We start from the raw sequence: 19,289 nt of genomic DNA, 5'->3' as shown, positions 1-19,289 counted from the left end.
CCTTCCAGAACAATAACCTCTTTGCTTCTTTAGAAAATTCACATCCTTTGGAAAAATAAAGAGAACAGAAATAAAGAAAAACAATCCCTCAAATAACTAAATGAAAAAAAGCTGTACAAATCTGTACAGCTTTTTTATGCTTGCTTGAGAGGAATAAATTTTAAAGCTCCCAAAAATCCTTACGGCTTCTGTAACCATAATAACCACAAACACTCGAAATAATCGCACCTATCAGACTGCCTAAAAAACCCCACCAACCCATGTGTGTGGCTGTGTTCGTGGCTTTATCAGCTATGTGAAGTGCATCTTTTGCCCGTGCATCAAGCTTTAGAGATAAGCTATCGGCTTGTTGTTTTAGAGCTTTGAGAACTTGTTCCGTTTTTGCCTCTGCTCTTTCATAGAGGTGAACAGCACGGCTGGCCGCTGTTTCTGCATCCCCACGCGACATGCCATTGTTCATCAGGGACTTGATAATACTGCTACGATCAAATCTTGCCGTAAAAGCTTCTATACGGTCAGAAAGACGCTCACCTAGATTTTTTAAAGTGCTGCGATAATGTGAAGGATCATTTTTGAAAGCGGTTATCGCAGAACCAATATCGTTGAGCGCAGCCTGATAGGTTTGTTTCAAACGGTCAGGATTAAGAGCTGGAATATCGCTTTTGTTCAGAAGAGTACGCAACTCATTGCCTAGTTTATCAAAATTAATCCCATTGTCATTTTTTGTTGCAAAAAACTTTTCAAAACTTTCGTTGTTTATTTGGGAAAGCTGGGAAGAGAGGCCATCGACGCTTTGTTCGATCATAGTCGTGCTTTTTCCAAGCGCTTTAGCGCTTAAGTTTGCTGTATATGAAACCACGTGGATGCCTTGGAGAGCCATTAGCAGTGTTATGAGAGCCCAAGTTAAAAAACCATGAAGAGCGCCAGAGATTTCAGCAAAACGCCCAGCTACAAAGCCTCCTAAAGCAAGGCTTATCAGCATAACGATGAGAGAGCCAATGCCCATTGAGAGGAAAGAACCTCTAAAAGGGGAGGACGAGGTAAAGTCCATTTGGCTTAAGCCTAAAGCTGCAATAAGGAAAGAGAAGCAGATTGAGACGGCAAGAGCTGTAATCAGTCCAGCAAAAATCGCTGACCATGAAATAGGTGTATAAAAGAATGAATATTTGGTTTCTAGAGAAGTTTCTTCTAGAAAATTCGTATCGAAAGGTGTTTTTTCAGGAATGCGGGGTTCCATGTTTTATCTCCTTGAATATGCTGGAGATACAATGTCTTTTTGCCAATTATGTTCCAAAGTTTATGGTCCATAATGGATAATTTAACCGCTAAAGGTGAATAGGAAAGATCGAAAGTTCAGATTGAAAACATTATGATCGTGCGTTTTTTTTGAAACTTTTGTTTAAAGTGCGTTTATCGAGCATTTTGGTTGAGCCTAGAAAAGGGGCGTGAAAGAGAGTAAATGGTGGGCTTTACGAGGTCAGCAAACAAAATAATATGGAATGTTTTTTGCTCGTATTTTGTCTCATGACAACATTTTGGTTGATAAATATGCTGATAAGCCATTGTGAAGGGGAATATCTTTCCTAAATGCGCGCAGACTTTGTCTATAAGAGCAATATATAAGAGTGCTTTCTTTGTGTTGTCAGAATTGTATTGTTTTGACAAATGCTTTTCTTTTTGATTGTATAAAAAAGTTTAAAGACAGATCGTATTAGGATATAAAATGTTTTGTTCAACTTTTTTTAAAAATAGTGAAAAATATGGCCCCCTTTGTGTTGGTTTTGACCCGAGTCATAAAGTTTTGCAAGCATGGAGTTTGAGCCCAGATTATAAAGGTCTAAAAGATTTTTGCGATATCCTCTTAACAGCTGTTGTGGGGAAGGTGGGGACCATAAAGCCGCAAGCCGCATTTTTTGAGTTATATGGGGTGGAAGGACTCCAAGTTTTGAAAGAACTCGTTGAAAATGCACGGGAACAAGGTTTGTTGGTTCTCGTTGATACAAAAAGAGGTGATGTTGGTTCTACCGCTGAAGCTTATGGTAAAGCTTGGCTTGGTTTCAATAGTCCTTTTAAAGCTGATGCTATAACTGTCAATCCTTTTTTGGGGTTTGATGCTCTCATTCCTTTGATAAAGATTGCAGAAGAAACAAAGACAGCGGTTTTTATGGTTGTTCAATCATCTAATCCAGAGGGAAGACAAATTCGAAATGCCCGCATTGGGGATCAAACGGTTTCTGTTCATTTGGCGCAGCGTATTTGTGATTATAATAGACAATCTTCAAGTCAATATCGCCATATTGGACCTATCGGGGCAGTGATTGGCGCAACATTAGGCTGTGAAGCAAAAGAGACAATTGAACAGCTAGAAAATAGCTTGTTTCTTGTTCCGGGTATTGGGGCACAAGGGGGCACAGTAACACAATTAACCCAGCAGTTTCCTCAAAGGCTATGGCAGAATATTATTCCTTCAATTTCAAGATCGATTACAGAGGCTGGTCCAAAGAGTGTTGATTTAAAAAATGTCATTCATAACTTTGCCGAGCAATCTAAAAACACGTTTCTCTCTTAAATTTTGGGCTCTTGCTCTAAGGGGGGAGACTCTTCTTGATCAATCTTCCTTATAAAAAGGTTTCACTTTTTGATTGCGTATGGGATCGCTATCCTCTCAATGTTGATGTTTTTTATGGGAGAGCAGAATGTAATCATTCATCTGGAGCCCGCGTGAAGGACAAAATAAAAGCTGTTTTTATGGATTAAGGACCCTATCTAGGAGGGCTGGTTTGAGAGAAATAAGGGTGAGATCCTTTCGTGAACGGCGGAGGGATGAGGGGATGATTTTGATGCGTGCGTGTTAGAAGCCAATAACTTTTCATGAAAAATAAATTCTGCAAATCTTAAGAAAAGCTATTTTTATTGCAAAAATCCTGAAATTACTTTACACATTAAAAATGTTTTTAGTCGTATACGCGGCGACCAAGTGGGCCTTGAAAACCCTAAATCCGAGCGTGAAATTAATTCCACTTTGTGGAGGGCTCGGAATTCCGGGAGATTTTGCACTGTCCAGGTGCTTCCCAGCACTAAAAGCAAAATGCTGACTCGGATTCAGTTTTTCCAAGCTCCCGGAATACTAATGCGAGGGCGCTCGCACTAGGGGGGGGCGAATGCAAGCTCAGAACCTTAATATTGATCTTTTTGTTGGCAAAAAAATTCGCTTGAAGCGGACAATGTTGGGAATGTCTCAAACAACTCTAGGAGACGCTTTAGGGGTAAGTTTCTAACAAATTCAAAAGTATGAAAAAGGCTTAAACCGTGTGAACGCTGGGCGATTAAAGGAAATTTCCGATATCCTAAAAGTTCCGATTTCCTTTTTTTATGCGGATATTATCACAAATGAAAAAGCTTCATACCATCATGATGAAATCGCCTCAAATAGAGAAGAATATTTGCTTTTAAAAAGTTTTAGAGTTCTGACCTCTGTCAAACAAAAAGCCATTTTAAAATTAATTTCTGATCAGAATATATGATGTATGGCACTCCCTTTTCTCTATTTCCTTCTTATCTTAAAAGATGTGGATTTTTCACTCACACTGACTTGTTAAAAAAACATTTGTAAATAATCTGGTGTTTTTTCTAATGTCTTTCATTTGGCTGGTTTTATATGGATATAGAGTACTTCTTTTCATAAAGATTTATAAAACGTGTTTAGAAAAGTCTTATGGCAAATAATACGCTTGTTTCGCTTTGAGCTTTTAACGGTTTTCAAGGATAGAGATTTTTACAGTTCTACTGATCTTTAGACATTAGAAAGCCTCTAACATGTTGTTAAAAGCTTTAAGGGTGATAAAGTCATTGCAGCGTTTGTTTCTATGGGATAATGGTTATCTCGTGAACACATATTGTTGCTAGAGAATAACATGTCATTAAAAAAAGAAAAAACCAAAGCCCGTTTACCCCGTGGTTTTGTGGATCGTACAAGTGCACAATTGTATGCCACTGAAACCATGATTGCGCAAATTCGTGAAGTTTATGAACTTTACGGTTTTGAAGCACTTGAAACACCCATTTTTGAATATACGGATGTGTTGGGGAAGTTTTTACCGGATTCAGATCGCCCTAATGCAGGGGTTTTTTCGCTCCAAGATGATGATGAACAATGGATGTCTTTGCGCTATGATTTGACGGCTCCTCTTGCGCGTTATTTTGCGGAAAATGTTGAAACATTACCAAAGCCTTATCGCAGTTATCGGTTGGGGTTTGTTTTTCGCAATGAAAAGCCTGGTCCAGGACGGTTTCGGCAATTCATGCAATTTGATGCGGATATTGTTGGAACACCAACTGTTGCGGCAGATGCTGAAATTTGCATGATGGCAGCAGATAGTTTGGAAAAATTAGGTATTGCACGCCATGATTATGCTATTCGTTTGAATAACCGAAAAATTCTGGAAAGTGTTTTGCAGTTGATTGGTTTGGTGGGAAATGAGCAGGTTGAAAGGCGTTTAACTGTTCTTCGAGCCATGGATAAACTGGATAAATTTGGGCCTGAAGGCGTGCGTTTGTTGTTGGGGAAGGGGCGTTTGGATGAAAGTGGTGATTTTACAAAAGGGGCAGAGCTGAAGGATAAAGAGATTGAATGTATTCTTTCCTTACTGAGCGTTGAAGCGAAAACGGCAGAAGAAACGCTTGATGCTTTGAGAAAAATCGTAGGGCAGAGTGCGCAAGGGCTTGAGGGGGTTCACGAGCTTGAGGAAATGCAAACAATCTTTGCCGCTAATGGGTATCACAATCGCATTAAAATTGATCCTTCGGTGGTCCGTGGATTGGAATATTATACGGGACCTGTTTTTGAGGCTGCATTGCTTTTTGATGTTCTCAATGATGATGGGCAAAAAGTTGTCTTTGGCTCTGTTGGTGGGGGCGGGCGTTATGATGGGTTGGTTGCGCGTTTTCGCGGGGAAAATATTCCGGCAACAGGTTTTTCAATAGGGATTTCACGTTTGATTGCTGCTTTGCAAAACCTTGAAAAGTTGCCGGTGAAAAATATGCTTGGACCCGTTGTGGTGTTGATGATGGATAAAGAGCCAGAAGCTGTTGCACGCTATCAAAAAATGGTCATGCAATTGCGAAATGCGGGAATTTGTGCGGAACTTTATGTGGGGGCATCGGGAATTAAAGCGCAGATGAAATATGCTGATCGGCGCAAAGCTCCTTGTGTGATCATCCAAGGGACACAAGAACGTGAGAGTGGAAAAATACAGATCAAAGATTTGATTGAAGGGGCGCGTTTGTCTCATGAAATTAAGGATAATCAAACATGGCGTGAAAGCCGCCCTGCGCAAGTGATGGTGGATGAAGAGCAATTGGTGCAAATAGTACAAGATATTTTGGCAGCCCAAAGGCGGTAATGGTTTAAAGCAATTGCTGAAAAGAGCTGGAATATTTCCCCTTCAATTTCATGGTGTCGCTCATGAATGCTATAACGATAAAGCCCCAATCATATAAAATCCATTGATCATGCTCATCTTTACGCTTGTGAAGGAACAAACCGGCATCATCATATACTTTCGCTTGTTCTAGAAGGTTGGGGATCCCCCTTGGCACTTCTCGATGATTCATGAAAAGGTATTTTTATTGTACAATTTTTACCTATACGTCAGCCCCGCTTTTGATGTGCAGCTAAGCGATTTTAATTGATGCAATGGAAAACAGATTTGAAGTGGAAGGATGTTACGATATTTCAGGGGGAAAAGTTGAAGCAAGCTTACATTATCATGATCAATCACAATGTTGTCACGAAGAGATGTTTTTAAAAAATAGAAACGACACAAATTCCTTTTTCTAGAGAAATTTGTGTCGTAAAGCTTAAATAGATAGTTTTGAGTTGGAATTAGTTTTTTAAAGCTTTTAAAATATTTTGTGGTGAAGAAACTTCATAAGGATCTGTTGCACAATTGTCTGAAAAACCTGCTTCTTCGAACCATTGTTCAACCACACCATCATTAATAACAGCAGCATAACGCCATGATCGCATGCCAAAACCAACATTGTCTTTTGCAATCAGCATGCCCATTTTACGCGTGAATTCACCAGAGCCATCGGGAATTAATTTTACGTTTTTGATATTTTGTGCTTTTCCCCAAGCATTCATAACAAAAGCATCATTGACGGAAAGGCAATAAATTTCATCAATACCGGCTTGTTTAAATTCATCATAGAGTTTTTCAAAATCCGGTAGTTGAAAGGTTGAGCACGTGGGGGTAAAAGCCCCAGGAAGCGAAAAAAGAATAACACGCTTTCCTTTAAAGTAAGCATCGCTTTTAACTTCTTGCCACCGATACGGATTATCTCCACTCACTGATTCATCGTGTACACGTGTATGAAATGTGACATTGGGAACGTTTTTTTTCATCATAAGGATGCTCCTGTATTTTTTTACGAAAATTGGGTTTTAAAACAGCCCTCGGATCTAAAACCATATGGAAAAGAGCGTTTTAAATAAAAGGGCTTCTTAAAAAATTTTGACCTCTCACAAGTGTGCAAATATTTCACACTTGCGTCAAGTGGAATTAATGGTCGACTTTGAATACTCTTCATCTTAAAATTAAAAGAAAGAATATGAAGGTATTACCATGACTATAAAGACAGTTTTGACTACGGCTTTTGAGGGGCAAAAACCGGGAACATCTGGTTTGCGTAAAAAGGTATCTGTTTTTCAACAACCCCATTATGTGGAAAATTTTATACAGTCTCTTTTTGAGAATATTGGACCTCTTGAAGGAAAGCTGTTGATTCTTGGGGGAGATGGACGCACCTTTAATCGGACACTCCTTCAGATTGTGTTGAAAATGGCAGCAGCGCATGGTGTTTCTCGTGTTAAAATGGGGAGAGGCGGTATTCTTTCCACACCTGCTGTGTCGCATCTTATTCGTAAATACCATGCGCATGGTGGAATTATTCTTTCTGCAAGCCATAATCCTGGTGGTCTAAAGGGAGATTGTGGGATCAAATACAATATTTCCAATGGTGGACCAGCGCCTAACTCTTTATGTGAGGCTGTTTTTGCAACATCGCAACGTCTTTCCTTTTATAAAATTTTTGAAGCACCAGATGTTGATTTAGAGCGGCAAGGGATAACCTTTATGGGAGATATGCAGATCGAGATTATTGATCCTGTCGCCGATTATGTTGCTTTGATGCAGGAGATTTTTGATTTTGACTGTATTGCCAAGGCTGTGACACGAGGTTTGACTTTACGCTTCGATGCTATGCATGCGATAACAGGGCCTTATGCTCATGAAATTTTTGAAAAATGCCTAGGATTTTCTAAAGGGACGGTGGTCAATGGTCTTCCTTTACCAGATTTTGGAGGCGGTCATCCAGATCCCAATTTGGTTTATGCTAAGTCTCTTTATGATTTATTGATGTCAGAGAAAGCACCAGACCTTGGCGCTGCGTCTGATGGTGATGGCGATCGTAATCTCATTATTGGACGTGGGCAATTTGTTTCGCCTTCTGATTCCTTGGCAATTATGGTAGAGCATGCCAATCTTATTAAAGGTTATCGAAAAGGCATTTTGGGGGTTGCGCGCTCTATGCCAACAACGCCGGCTGCGGATCTGGTTGCTGAAAAATGCGGATTAAACTTTTTTGAAACACCAACAGGGTGGAAGTTTTTTGGAACGCTTTTGGATGCGGGGAAAGTAACCTTTTGTGGTGAAGAAAGCTTTGGAACTGGCTCTCATCATATCCGCGAAAAAGATGGTTTATGGGCTGTCTTATTTTGGTTAAATCTTTTAGCGGTAACAGGAAAAACGGTTGCGCAAATTGTTCAACAGCACTGGCACACCTATGGGCGTTTTTATGCACACCGTTATGATTATGAGGAAGTTGAAGAAGATAAAGCTTTGGCCTTACTCGAACACTTGCGGGAGAACTTACCACAAGCTGGAACAGAAATTGCTGGATTTCTGGTCAAAAAAGCAGACGATTTTACCTATCATGATCCTGTGGATCAAAGTGTTAGCAGGCAGCAAGGTATCCGTATTTTTTTCGAGAATGGCGCGCGGTTGGTGGTTCGTTTATCGGGAACAGGGACGAGTGGTGCGACCTTACGGCTTTATTTTGAACATTATGAAGGGGATCCGCGTAGATACAATTTAAATCCGCAAGATGTTCTTCAACCTTTGCAACAGGTAGCCCTAAAACTGTTAAACATACAACAAGAATTGGGGCGAGACCGCCCTGATATTATCACATGAGATCATTGAAATGTTTTTCGTGTCTTGCAAAGACATCATGATGGATCATATTCGAAAGTTTTTGTTTGCTTCAATATCAGAGGAATCTATGGTATGCGGGGCTGATCAAACATCCTTATAAATGCATCTATGGTATGGGATGATCGCATTTTCGAAAACAGGTGGCAGATTGAAGGAAAACGTCAGAACATGTTTTTCTAAAATAATGGACGATAAACCCTTCTTGCTTTATGACCCATCATGAATGTTTTTTCTTAAAAAAGAGGAATTTATGACTGAATATTCCAAATGTCCTCGTTGTGACTGTCTTTATACTTATGAAGAGGGTAAAAATTTTGTCTGTCCTGAATGCGCACATGAATGGCCCCAAAAGAACGATGATACTGTTCTTTTCTATACTGTTTATGATGCCAATGGTCAAATCTTGACAAACGGAGATACCGTTATTGTGATAAAAGATCTGAAAATAAAAGGCGCTGCCTTTGTTTTAAAAGCTGGAACGAAGGTTAAGAATATTCGCTTGGTGGATGGAGATCATAATATTGATTGCAAAATTCCGGGGATTGGTCAGATGGGTTTAAAGTCGGAATTTGTTAAAAAAGTTTAGGCATTTATCCTCTTACAATTGCTTTTGCCTTTTGTTGGTTTTTCCCAATCGTTCTTGTTTTCTTTCATCGCTTATACTCATCCGATAGACATAATATCTTTGCTCTTATGGGGATATAAAAGCTATGTCTTGCAAGAGAAATAGCTGTCTTTCCTTTCAGAGATGTCGGTTGGTGGTAGGGATTGGAGTTGATTGATAAGAAAACAGTCAAAGCATACGCTTTATGAGGAGAATAATGCCGTAAAGGAAGAAATTTATGATGGTTGAATTGAAGGAATTTTTCTGCTTTTTTTCAGATCATTTCCAAAACAATCTTCATCGATCTGGCTTTGATTTATTTTTTTACAGCATTTGATAGTTTTTGCGTCTTAACTTATGGAGATGAGCGTGAAGGGGATAGAGGGGGAATTCTTGATTTCAAGAATAGGAAAAGTCAGCATGATCTTTTAAAAAATATTGCTTAAAATGCTTTAAACCTCTTTCGAAATTATACCCATGAATGCGATAAGGCAAGCGCCGTTGCGCACTATCATTTAAAAGGACAAGCCCAACACCATTGCATAATTTGTCCGTGCTCAATGTTGCCAACAGTTCTCCCCTATATTTGCTCTTATGGTGAGTCTTTATATTTGAAATGTTTATAAGAGGTATTTTAAAAATCGTTTTTGTTATCTTCCGATTTGTGATGGGGCAGCGAATGATTTTTGTTGATGTAATAAATACAATTGAAATGAGAAGATTGTCAGGATTTTCTTGCAAGGTGTAAGAATTTGATTTTTATTGATTGGGAGCTATAAGCAGTATTTTTCAGGATTTTATCGTTTAAAACACTGAAAATGATAGGGCACAAGGGGACAAATGTATGCTCTATCTTACAGTTTTTTCTTTTTGCTGTCACGGATCCTTTGTTTTTGGAGGTAAAATTGCATGACAAGGTCATGAGGCAAAATAAATTTAAAGTCGCCGCGGCGCTCGCTCTAGTCGATGTGTTATCTTTGCATGTATGAGATGAGTTGCTTGAAATGATACCTTTAAAGGGGGTAAAAACTATTTTAAGGTCTATGGGGTTAGGGGAAAGGAAAACTTTATCATTTTCCAGATTTTTTGAAGCAATATGGTGTTTTTATGGCAGTATGGCTTACCTCTAAAGAGGGATAAAATGGTGTAAGATTTTCATACTCCATGTTGTTTAAGCATTGTGGAAGAGGGACAATTTCTGTGGTCTGTTTTATTTCGTGGGGGCAATATTTATTGTGGCATGGCTTCGACGCCTAAAACTTCAGGGATAAAATGGCGTAAAAGGTTTTCAATACCATGTTTGAGTGTTGCCGTTGAAGAGGGGCAGCTAGCGCAGGCTCCCCGCATATTGAGATAAACAATACCATTTTCAAATCCGCGAAAAGTAATATCGCCACCATCATTGGCAACGGCTGGACGAATACGTGTTTCAAGCAGCTCTTTAATGGTTAAGACAATATCAGCGTCTTTTTCGTCATAAAATTCTTCGTTAAGGGCATGGGCTTTTGCTTGTGTTGTCGCGCTGGTGGTGATGATAGGCTCATTGGATAGAAAATGTTCCATAATTGTGCCTAAAATGATGGGTTTTAGATGTTGCCATTCCCCCTTTTTTTTGCTTACGGTGATGAAGTCATAGCCTAAAAAGACACCATTGACATTGGGAATATTAAACAGTTTAGCTGCCAAAGGTGAACTTTTCGCCGCTTCTTCACGGTTGCGAAATTCTAAGACGCCCTCGGAAAGCACCACCCGCCCTGGGAGAAATTTAAGGGTTGCAGGGTTTGGGGTGGTTTCAGTTTGAATAAACATAAACTCTCCTTTTATCATGAAGGATTAGAAAAAACATACCATTTTAAAATATTATATTTTTTAGGCAATAGACTTAATATCTTCATCAGCAAGATTGCTGGGAATAACAATGACAGGGATTGAAAAAGCTGTCCCTTTATTGCCGATTAATTGAATAAGGGGGCCTGGTCCTTCTGCATGTCCACTGGCGGCTAAAACAATCAGGGCAATTCTTTTATCTTCGTCGATCAGTTTAGAAATTTCATCAATTTTTTTTCCTTCACGAATCACTATTTCTGTTTCAAGCGTATGGGAAGTGCGGACATCACTGGCAATGTCGCTTAATATTTTATGAGCACTTTGCGTTGATTCTGTACGCATAACGTCGTTGACACCCAGAAAATGTTGAAATTCTGCACTATCAACAACACAGAGCAAGATCAAAGTTCTATTGGTGTTTTGGGCATGTTGTGCGGCAAACGCAACGGCACGCCGACACTCTGGTGTTTCATCAATGATGACGAGGTTCTTTTTCTTGGGGTCTTTTTTCGGATTTTGGGGCTTAGAAATCATGCACTTTCTCTATTTTGTACAAACGATTTTTTTGCTCTCTACAGTTTTTTAAGTTTATTGTTTTTATGTATTGTGCAAAAATCCAACAATTTCACGAATTTTTTTCATATTTTCTTCTGCGAGCATACTAGCACGTTCTGCGCCATCATGCAAAACAGAGTCAATATAACCACTTTCTTGATGAAGTCGACGTAATTCTTCTGTTATAGGGGCAAGCTTATGGACTGCAAGGTCGGCTAGAGCTGTTTTAAAATGCGAAAATTGTTGACCAGAAAACTCTAAAAGAACCTTTTCTTTACTAACTTTGGCAAAGGCGGCATAAATACCAAGAAGGTTATCTACTTCTGGTCGTTCTTTTAAAGCGGTAAGGGAATCTGGAAGAGGTGCGGAATCGGTTTTGGCTTTGCGTATTTTTTTGGCGATAAGATCAGCATCATCGGTCAAATTAATGCGTGAAAAGTCTGAAGGATCTGATTTTGACATTTTTTTTGTTCCATCACGCAGGGACATAACGCGTGTGGCTGTTGTTCCAATGAGTGCTTCTGGAAGGGGGAAAAAGCCTTGTCTTTTTTCTTCATTCGTTTGCATAGAGATGCCAAAATTGAGTTCAGCAATACGGTGTGCATAATCATTGTTAAATTTTTGTGCAATATCGCGTGTGAGTTCAACATGCTGTTTTTGATCTTCGCCCACCGGAACATGCGTTGCACGATAGACTAAAATATCAGCTGCCATCAACGTGGGATAGGCAAAAAGCCCAAGGGAGGCTTTTTCGCGATCTTTTCCTGCTTTATCTTTAAATTGTGTCATGCGTTGAAGCCAGCCAATACGGGCAATACAATTAAAAATCCAAGCAAGTTCAGCATGTTGAAAAACACGTGATTGGTTGAAAATAATGTGTTTGTGGGGATCAATACCGGCGGCTAGAAAGGCGGCTGTCACTGTTCTGGTGGATTCCCGTAAAATAAGAGGATCTGGGTTGACGGTGAGCGCATGCATATCTACAACACAATAAAGGCAATGATAAGCGTTTTGTAGTTCAACCCAATTCTGAAGAGCTCCAAGATAATTGCCAAGATGTAAGTGACCACTCGGTTGTACGCCGGAAAAGACAAGGGGTGTGAAGGTATCCATAGGAGTGTGCTTTCTTCAATTCAAAGTTATTCGTTTTATTATTTTTGACAAAGTATAGATATTATAGACGTTTTTTCAAATTTTTAAGCATATGGAAAAAGGAACGGGGGTTGGATAAAAAATAGGCACTAAAATAGATCAAAAATATGCCGAGCATGATTCCTGCTAAAGTGCTGGCGCGCAAGAAAAAGGAGGCCCCTGAGGATAAAGGAAAAGATAAAAATCCCAATACATTTAATCCGTAATAGAGGGCTAGTGCACTCAAAAGAGAAGCGATCATGAGGTATACTATTCGCTTTATCAGTTGGATGTCGTATTTCCAATAACCCCGTTTAATCAGGACCCCCCAAAGCAATAGTGTATTGACCCATCCAGAAGTAATTTCAGCAATCACAATGCCGCGTGCCGAAAAACAAGGAAATAATGTTAAGGCGAGGCAGATATTGATGAAAACGCAAATGCCCGTAAAAATCATTGGTGTTTTGGTATCTTCATGGGCAAAGAAATTAGGAATAAAGACCTTGATGAGAACAAAAGCAGGAAGCCCTAGTCCATAAAGTTCCAGTAATTGTGCAACATGCTGTGTTGATTGATCGGTAAACTGTCCACGCTCAAAGAGTAAACTGACAATGGGGGTAGCGAGAAGCAAAAAAGCGATGGATGCTGGGAGGGTTAATAAGAGTGTTAATTCAATAGAACGATTTTGCAAATGGTGGGTTTCTTGATGATTTTTGCTCCGCAAAGCGCGGGTTAATTCTGGCAAAAGCACAGTTGCAACGGCAATGGCAATCACGCCTAGAGGCAATTGATAAAGGCGGTCAGCATACATCAAAGAAGAGACAGCCCCCGATTGACTAGAAGCAATGTTGGTATTGATGAGCAAATTAATTTGTGTGATACCACCCGTGATGGCCGCAGGGAACGCTAAGGTTAAGAGCTTGCGAACATTGGGTGTTAAATGGGGACGGCGGAAGAAAATTTTCATGCCACTTTGACGTAAAGCAATAGCAATTAAGGCAAGTTGAAGAAGCCCTGCGGCCAATACACTCCAAGAGAGATTTAAGCCGATATGCCAAGCATCAAGTTGATAGAACCAAGCATAGGCCAGCACAGCAATCAGAATAATATTTAAAAAGAGTGGGGCTACGGCGGCAATAAAATAGCGGCGCAGAGCATTGAGCATGCCTCCCATCATCGCAGCGAGCGACATGCAGGTTAAATAGGGAAACATAATCGCAGTAAAATGAATTGTGGCGTTAAACTTTGTTGCATCTTCGCTAAAGCCTGGAGCAATAATGGTTCGTACCAAAAAAGGCATACTCAATTCCATCGCAATGGTTAACAGTAATAGAAATGTGAAGAGAACGCCAAAGGCTTCTTCTGCAAATTTGCATGCATCTTCTTGACCATCTTCAGTGATTTTTTTGGCAAAAAGAGGAATGAAAGCAGCACTAAAGGCGCCTTCAGCAAAAAAACGGCGGAATGTATTGGGAAAACGAAAAGCAGCATTGAAGGCATCAGAAACAGGACCAGTTCCTAGCGCTGCTGCCATAAGCATTTCACGCACAAAGCCAAAGATACGACTCATCAGGGTTCCGGAAGCAACTGTTGCAATTTTTTTAATCAATGTCATAAAGATATATCGAGTTTGTGGTAAAAGAGAAGCGATGACAGAAGAAATAAGCCATTTTGAATCGTGGAAATCTGATCTGTATACCCATACAAGAATATATTTTCAGCGTTTTACGACGGTGTTTGTCTTTCTGTCAACAATGGTTGTGTGAAGACTTGTAACATGTTCCTCGTTTTACTGTTGCATTACGATTTTTATTGTTGCCATAAAATAATTAAAATTTCTTTTTCAAAATGAAATATGGAAGCAATGTGATAACAGTTTAAGGATATAGAATGCTCCTTTCTCTCTAGGGTGTGATGTTTGTGAAGAGAACAACCCAATGGTACCCTATTTTATGTGAGGGGAATGATCCTATTTTAAAGACACGCAAATAAAATAAAAGCGTGAAGCAATGAACAATTTCTATGCTTTAAAAGACCATACTTGAGATGCTTTTAAAAGTTTGTCAGGCTGAGCTTAAAGGTGATGACAAAGCTTGTGATGGTTTTTCCTTTTACGGTTTTATTATTCTCCCCAAATAAGGCGGACTTCCCGTTTCAGAGATTCCGTCAAACAGAGAATAGCAAGACGTGACCTTTCAACAGCATCTTGCCTGTTTTTAGCACTACAGGCAAGAGCATCACAAGGGCTATGAAAGGCATGAATGATCTTTTTTAAAATGATCAATCCTTATTCAATTGCTCTATTCAGATTTTTTTTACAGATGATGGGGGTAAAATCTGAAGAAATAAACAAATTTTCTCCCTTATGGTTTTCGCATCTTGTCGATGCATGATTGGTTTGCCGATTAAAGGGGGCAGAGGTTTTTTACCAGAGAGGGCAAAAAAATGAAAACTTATATGAATTTTTAGAGAGTCATGGCCTTTGCGTTCTGTGTTTTGTGAGATGGAATATTTCCTTGTTTTTTTTCAAGGGTGTTTGAACATGTTTGTTCAGTGTTTCTCTTGAGAAATTGATGTGGGAGAGAGTGGCGCTGGTTTGGTGCTGAGTGCTCATTAAAGTTGCGGTTATAAAAATCTAGGGGATATATGTTTTGTTCTATCTCTTTTGTCTGCTTGACGATTTCCAGAATCTCTTTTGCCTTGACGGCTGATGTTCCAAGACTTTTAGCTAGTTTTTCGGGATTATTTTCCTTTACCGCTTCATGCTCGCTTGAGGATAAGCGTTCATTGATTTTTTTAATATAAGTCCTTATTTCCGTCCTTAATTCAGGAGAGTTTGATAACGTTTCTTGCTGTTGTTCTTTTGGCAAGGAAAGGAGATTTTGCAGCCCAATTTTAGGCATGTCTACCGACTGTTCACAGCGTCTTTGTTTTGCATGATGGTCATGGAGAATGTTTCTTTCTGTTTGTTTAAAAATATCGATATAATACTCAATGGCTCTACAGAAGGGCAAAATATTGGCTTCAGCATTGGTGCGCGCATTGTTTTTTATGCCCAATATATTGCTTCCAGACAACTGAGCAATCGATTGAGGAGAGGTGGCAATTTGACAGATAAGCTGTTCTCCTTCCCTGTGATTTTCATGGAGCCTCTCAATTTTTTCCTGCAAAATATGCCGATTGCCATAAATGATTTGGCACAAAGTTTCAATTTCTGTTCTTTTTGCTTGAAGTGAGGCGTTATTTTTTATCCTTGTGACAATTTCGTTGCTTGTAAGGGGGGCTATTTTTTTCTGCGGGGATTAATACTTCTTGCTGATGTTGAGCGCTTGGTGCTGTAAAGGAGGCGGCAGCCCCCATTTTAAATATTGTTATTTTCTCTGGAATACGCTCTTCTTTAAGTTCAGACGATAAGGATTCAGATGGGGTGGTGTCCATTGTTTTTGTCCCAGTATCCCAGTATGCCATTGCTTTTTGGGTGCGTTGGTTTGCTCTTTCTTGATGATCAGAGTGTGTTTCCTTTGTCCTTTGGACAGATATTTGATCATTTATCGCTGTATGGCTGGTCTGTAAAATAGTTTCTTGGAAATCTTTTTGCGTTTGCCTCATAGAGGAAACAGATTGAGCCATTGGTTGTGCCATTTGCTCTTTTTCTTGTAGATTTTGGGGCATAGTTTTAATGCTGTTCTGTAAAGCATGAGAGGCAATCCATGGTGAAAAATGGGTTTTTTCTTTGTTTGAATGGGGGCTTTATCTTTGCTCTTGTCGGTTCTTTCATCGCCTTTAAGAGCGGCTCTTTTTTCTTCTGGAAGCAATGTTTTTTGCTGGTTTTGAGCCTTTGGTGCGGTAAAGGAAAAGGTCTCACCACTTGTTAAAGTTTGTATTTGCTCTGATGTGAGATCTTTTTTATTTCCCAAGATGAGAGTCCCCTGAACATCCATCATGAAGCCATTGGCTCCACAGCCTCTATAGGACCCATGATAGGTTTTTCCTTCTTCTGCAACGACAGTGAGATAATAATTTTTTTCACCCATTCCAAGCTTTTGCATGGAGTTGGTGAATTCTTGTAAAATGAGCAATTTTTCTGGATGGGAGATATCTTCAAGCAGATACTTCATGGGCTCTGGATCGCCACGTTCCATGGCGGCCGCGCGGACAAAGTCTTTGCGCTTTTTGCTCACAACAGAAAAGTCAAGCGTATGTCCTGCTGCTTGAGCGAGCTTTTCAATAAATAGTCTCTTTGTACGCCTATTGCCCTCTCTGAAAGGATGCAGGTGGTGTAAATCGATCATTATTATAGCGGCATGTTCAACGAATTCTTCGCGGGATAAGCCTTGTAAATTCCTTTTTTCAGCAAGGGTTTTATCTAATTTTTCTAGTCCCTCCTGGATTTTTCTGCCCATCGCAAAAGGTTTTGTAAATTCTTTTCAAAATGGGCATAGAAGCAACACTGCTATTTTCAAAGGTAAATGGTACTTCGCGGGTTTGTCCAGCCCATTCAAATGCACGGCAAAAAAAGCGGTGATGAAGATATTTTAAATAGGAGGTATCAAACTGCTCTGGTGGGGGTTCTTGGCGCAGTTTGATCATTTCTTTTACATCATCAGAACAGCGTTCTTTTAATATTTCTTTATCTTTGATGCGGTATTTATTTTTAAGTACCTTGCTATTGGGGTAGAAAAAATTTTGCGCTTCTTCATTGATTTGCTGTAAAACGGCTGCACTTATTGCAGGGGGTTTTTGCAATTCTTCCTGTGTGGGAAGGGCACAATGTTCTGTGTTTTCTTTCATGCATATTTCCTTTCAAGTTTTTAATATTTATTTTTTTAAATAAGCTTCTTTTTTACATTTTTTGCCTTATATTATTTTTCATAGCGTTTTCTTCAAAGAAGAATGCCGATTTGAAAAATGAAAAAATTTGACCCTTTTCGCATGGGACCAAGTTAATGATGAAACAGCGTCAATGGTGATCATCTTTGTGAAATGTTATCAATGGATTTTGTCATATGACCTTTTATTCAAATTTTTCTGTATGTTATACGGCATCCTTGATGCAATTTTGGCCAGATAATTGCACTAAAGTTTTGTATGAAAAGCTAATGGTGATGAAAGCATCACGACAAAGCCATTGTTTTTGATATTTCGCTTCTGCGTCCTCGAGGAGGTGATCGCTCTTCTTGTTGCGATGCTTCTGCAAGCTCTTGCTTCTGCTTTGGTGTGGAGCGTTCAGGCAGCTTTGGGGGCTCTGATAGGCTTTGCTGCTTTTGCAATTTTTTATCGAGATCGGTGAGCGGTTGATGGCGTTGTTGTTGTTCTATCTGGTGGTTTTGCACAATGGTTTCTTTTAACTGATTTATCGTGTCAGCATAATCTTTAATGGCGGTACAAAGGGTAGGAAGATTTTCTTCAGCAGCTTTGCGTGCTCCATTTTTTACGCCAAGGGTTTTTCTCCCAGAAAGCGGAGCAAAAGATGTAGGATCCTTTTCAATTTGAAATATAAGCTCTTCTCCCAACTCTGGAATTTTGTGCATATCTTCCATTCTATATTGCAAAATAAATGGATCATTATAGACAATTTGACACCAATATTGGACCTCTCTTTGCCCATATTGAATCGATGGATCTTGTTGAACTCTGCGGGCAATTTCCTGATTTGAGAGAGGTTCGATCTTCTTTTCTAAATTAAGCGGGTTTTGTGTGTGTTGAGTGAGTGCTTCTTCCTGTTGCGCTTGTTGATGCTGTCGTTGTTCCCCGTGAGGACTCTGTAAAATATTCTCTTTTGCATATTTTGAAGTATGTAAAAAACCGTTAATGGTTTCACACAGAGTAGGAAGCGTTTCTTCAGCTTGTTTGCGCGCATGATTTTTTATGCCAAGAACTTTTTTCCCAGCAAGCTTAGAAATAGATAGAGGATTTTCTGTAATATCCCACAAGAGTTGTTCTCCCATAGAGGGGTTTTCTTTGATTTCTTCTATTCTTTGTTCTAAAATGAGCCGGTTATCATAAACCTTTCCACACAAAAATCGTATTTCTTCTCGATATGCTCCAAGCAAGAGCTCTTTTTCCATTGTATTAATAGATGTTTTTTGTGAGGAGGCTGTTTTTTGCACTACAGTGTCGCTTTGTTTTCTCTCTCCTATTCGGTGTGGTTTGCTTGAACGAGGAACTGCATATATTCCACTGACTTGTGAGGATGAACTGCTTTGCTGCCTCACTTTCCTGTGTTGTGATGTTTTGGGTCTAACACTTGGGGTGGGCGTTTCAGGATTTTGGGTTTTTATGCTGGTTTGTGCTTTTTCTCTCATGCGTGTGGATGTTTGTGCAGTCAGCGTTGCAGAGAGGTGTTCGCCCTCTTGAACTGTTGGTTTGTTTTGTAGCCTCTCTTTTGCACGCGGTGGTTTTGGTGGAGCCGTTTTTATGTGCGTGCAGGGGCGCTCGAGGGTTTCAGGCTTTTGGATTTTTGCATCGGTTGGCGTTTTGTCTCTTGCGCGTGGAGGAAGGGGCGGAGCGGCTTTTTGTTGGGGAAAAGGAGCGACTTGAACTGTTGTTTTGTGCTGGATTCTATCTTTTGCACGCGGTGGTTTTGGTGGAGCCGTTTTTATGTGCGTGGAGGGGTGCTCGAGGATTTCAGGCTTTTGGATTTTGGCGGTTGGTATGTTGTCTCTTACGCGTGGAGGAGGGAGCGGAGCGGCTTTTTGTTGGTGGGAGGGGGAGTCTTGAATTTGTGGGTTGTGTTGTTGCCTCTCTTTTGCACGTGGGGGTTTTGGCGGAGCCACTTTTGTCTGTCGAGGAGGCGTCTCTTGGTTTTTGGTGCTGGGGGGGATTGTGTTGGTTTGCGCTCTGTCTCTCACACGTGGGGGGGGCGGTGGGGCAACCTTTGGGGGCAACCTTTGGGG

Annotated in this window: 18 protein-coding genes and 1 pseudogene; 6 read left to right on the top strand and 13 right to left on the bottom strand. The window is 40.0% G+C overall.

The window, feature by feature from the left end:
• Positions 1-160 precede the first annotated feature (160 nt).
• Positions 161-1,237, bottom strand: a complete 1,077-nt coding sequence (locus tag HWX04_RS06570) for a YrzE family protein (protein WP_175869357.1) — start codon at positions 1,235-1,237, stop codon at positions 161-163.
• 486 nt (positions 1,238-1,723) lie between these two features.
• Between HWX04_RS06570 and pyrF the strand changes: the two genes are divergently transcribed.
• The 4 genes and pseudogenes from pyrF (at position 1,724) to hisS (ending at position 5,402) form a co-directional block, all read left to right on the top strand.
• Positions 1,724-2,569, top strand: coding sequence for an orotidine-5'-phosphate decarboxylase (gene pyrF / locus HWX04_RS06565; RefSeq protein WP_175869356.1), 846 nt, complete (start codon positions 1,724-1,726; stop codon positions 2,567-2,569).
• A gap of 35 nt (positions 2,570-2,604) precedes the next feature.
• Complete coding sequence (locus tag HWX04_RS06560) at positions 2,605-2,757, top strand: hypothetical protein (RefSeq protein ID WP_175869355.1); 153 nt, start codon at positions 2,605-2,607, stop codon at positions 2,755-2,757.
• A gap of 404 nt (positions 2,758-3,161) precedes the next feature.
• Positions 3,162-3,524 (top strand): annotated as a pseudogene (locus HWX04_RS06555) (helix-turn-helix domain-containing protein).
• 390 nt (positions 3,525-3,914) lie between these two features.
• Positions 3,915-5,402 carry a histidine--tRNA ligase gene (hisS, locus tag HWX04_RS06550; RefSeq protein WP_175869354.1) on the top strand — a complete coding sequence of 496 codons (1,488 nt, stop codon included), beginning with the start codon at positions 3,915-3,917 and terminating at the stop codon, positions 5,400-5,402.
• Positions 5,403-5,884: 482 nt separating this feature from the next.
• On the opposite strand, the gene HWX04_RS06545 is transcribed toward hisS, so the two are convergent.
• A complete protein-coding gene (locus HWX04_RS06545) occupies positions 5,885-6,409 on the bottom strand; it encodes a peroxiredoxin (RefSeq protein ID WP_175869353.1) in 525 nt (174 codons plus the stop codon).
• Positions 6,410-6,626: 217 nt separating this feature from the next.
• On the opposite strand from HWX04_RS06545, the gene HWX04_RS06540 reads away from it, so the two are divergent.
• On the top strand, positions 6,627-8,255 hold the full coding sequence (locus tag HWX04_RS06540; protein WP_175869352.1) for an alpha-D-glucose phosphate-specific phosphoglucomutase: 1,629 nt from the start codon (positions 6,627-6,629) through the stop codon (positions 8,253-8,255).
• Between the two features lie 271 nt (positions 8,256-8,526).
• Complete coding sequence (locus HWX04_RS06535) at positions 8,527-8,862, top strand: zinc ribbon domain-containing protein YjdM (RefSeq protein ID WP_175869351.1); 336 nt, start codon at positions 8,527-8,529, stop codon at positions 8,860-8,862.
• 417 nt (positions 8,863-9,279) lie between these two features.
• Here the strand turns inward: HWX04_RS06535 and HWX04_RS06530 are convergent, their stop codons facing one another.
• From HWX04_RS06530 to HWX04_RS06495, 11 genes are all read right to left on the bottom strand, one after another.
• Positions 9,280-9,450, bottom strand: coding sequence for a hypothetical protein (locus HWX04_RS06530; RefSeq protein WP_175869350.1), 171 nt, complete (start codon positions 9,448-9,450; stop codon positions 9,280-9,282).
• 660 nt (positions 9,451-10,110) lie between these two features.
• The gene (locus tag HWX04_RS06525) at positions 10,111-10,689 is read right to left on the bottom strand and encodes a NifU family protein (protein WP_175869349.1); all 579 of its coding nucleotides are present in this window, start codon (positions 10,687-10,689) and stop codon (positions 10,111-10,113) included.
• Positions 10,690-10,749: 60 nt separating this feature from the next.
• A complete protein-coding gene (locus tag HWX04_RS06520; protein ID WP_175869348.1) occupies positions 10,750-11,241 on the bottom strand; it encodes a universal stress protein in 492 nt (163 codons plus the stop codon).
• 63 nt (positions 11,242-11,304) lie between these two features.
• Positions 11,305-12,375, bottom strand: coding sequence for a tryptophan--tRNA ligase (trpS, locus tag HWX04_RS06515; protein ID WP_175869347.1), 1,071 nt, complete (start codon positions 12,373-12,375; stop codon positions 11,305-11,307).
• Between the two features lie 61 nt (positions 12,376-12,436).
• The gene (gene murJ / locus HWX04_RS06510) at positions 12,437-14,008 is read right to left on the bottom strand and encodes a murein biosynthesis integral membrane protein MurJ (protein ID WP_175869346.1); all 1,572 of its coding nucleotides are present in this window, start codon (positions 14,006-14,008) and stop codon (positions 12,437-12,439) included.
• A gap of 507 nt (positions 14,009-14,515) precedes the next feature.
• The gene (locus HWX04_RS06505; RefSeq protein WP_175869345.1) at positions 14,516-14,677 is read right to left on the bottom strand and encodes a hypothetical protein; all 162 of its coding nucleotides are present in this window, start codon (positions 14,675-14,677) and stop codon (positions 14,516-14,518) included.
• Positions 14,678-14,858: 181 nt separating this feature from the next.
• Positions 14,859-15,644, bottom strand: coding sequence for a BID domain-containing T4SS effector (locus tag HWX04_RS08690; protein WP_246257545.1), 786 nt, complete (start codon positions 15,642-15,644; stop codon positions 14,859-14,861).
• Positions 15,634-16,023, bottom strand: a complete 390-nt coding sequence (locus tag HWX04_RS08685; RefSeq protein WP_246257539.1) for a hypothetical protein — start codon at positions 16,021-16,023, stop codon at positions 15,634-15,636. Before HWX04_RS08685 ends, HWX04_RS08690 begins: the two co-directional genes overlap by 11 nt.
• Positions 15,999-16,796, bottom strand: a complete 798-nt coding sequence (locus HWX04_RS08680) for a Fic family protein (protein ID WP_246257536.1) — start codon at positions 16,794-16,796, stop codon at positions 15,999-16,001. Before HWX04_RS08680 ends, HWX04_RS08685 begins: the two co-directional genes overlap by 25 nt.
• On the bottom strand, positions 16,756-17,184 hold the full coding sequence (locus tag HWX04_RS08675) for a hypothetical protein (RefSeq protein WP_246257525.1): 429 nt from the start codon (positions 17,182-17,184) through the stop codon (positions 16,756-16,758). Before HWX04_RS08675 ends, HWX04_RS08680 begins: the two co-directional genes overlap by 41 nt.
• 323 nt (positions 17,185-17,507) lie before the next feature.
• Complete coding sequence (locus tag HWX04_RS06495) at positions 17,508-19,169, bottom strand: BID domain-containing T4SS effector (protein WP_246257521.1); 1,662 nt, start codon at positions 19,167-19,169, stop codon at positions 17,508-17,510.
• Positions 19,170-19,289 lie beyond the last annotated feature (120 nt).

Origin of the sequence: Bartonella gabonensis (assembly GCF_903679515.1) — a bacterium.
GTDB classification, from domain to species: Bacteria; Pseudomonadota; Alphaproteobacteria; order Rhizobiales; family Rhizobiaceae; genus Bartonella; species Bartonella gabonensis.
The sequence above is the reverse complement of the archived record's forward strand: the minus strand, read 5'-3'. Positions and strand labels throughout refer to the sequence as shown.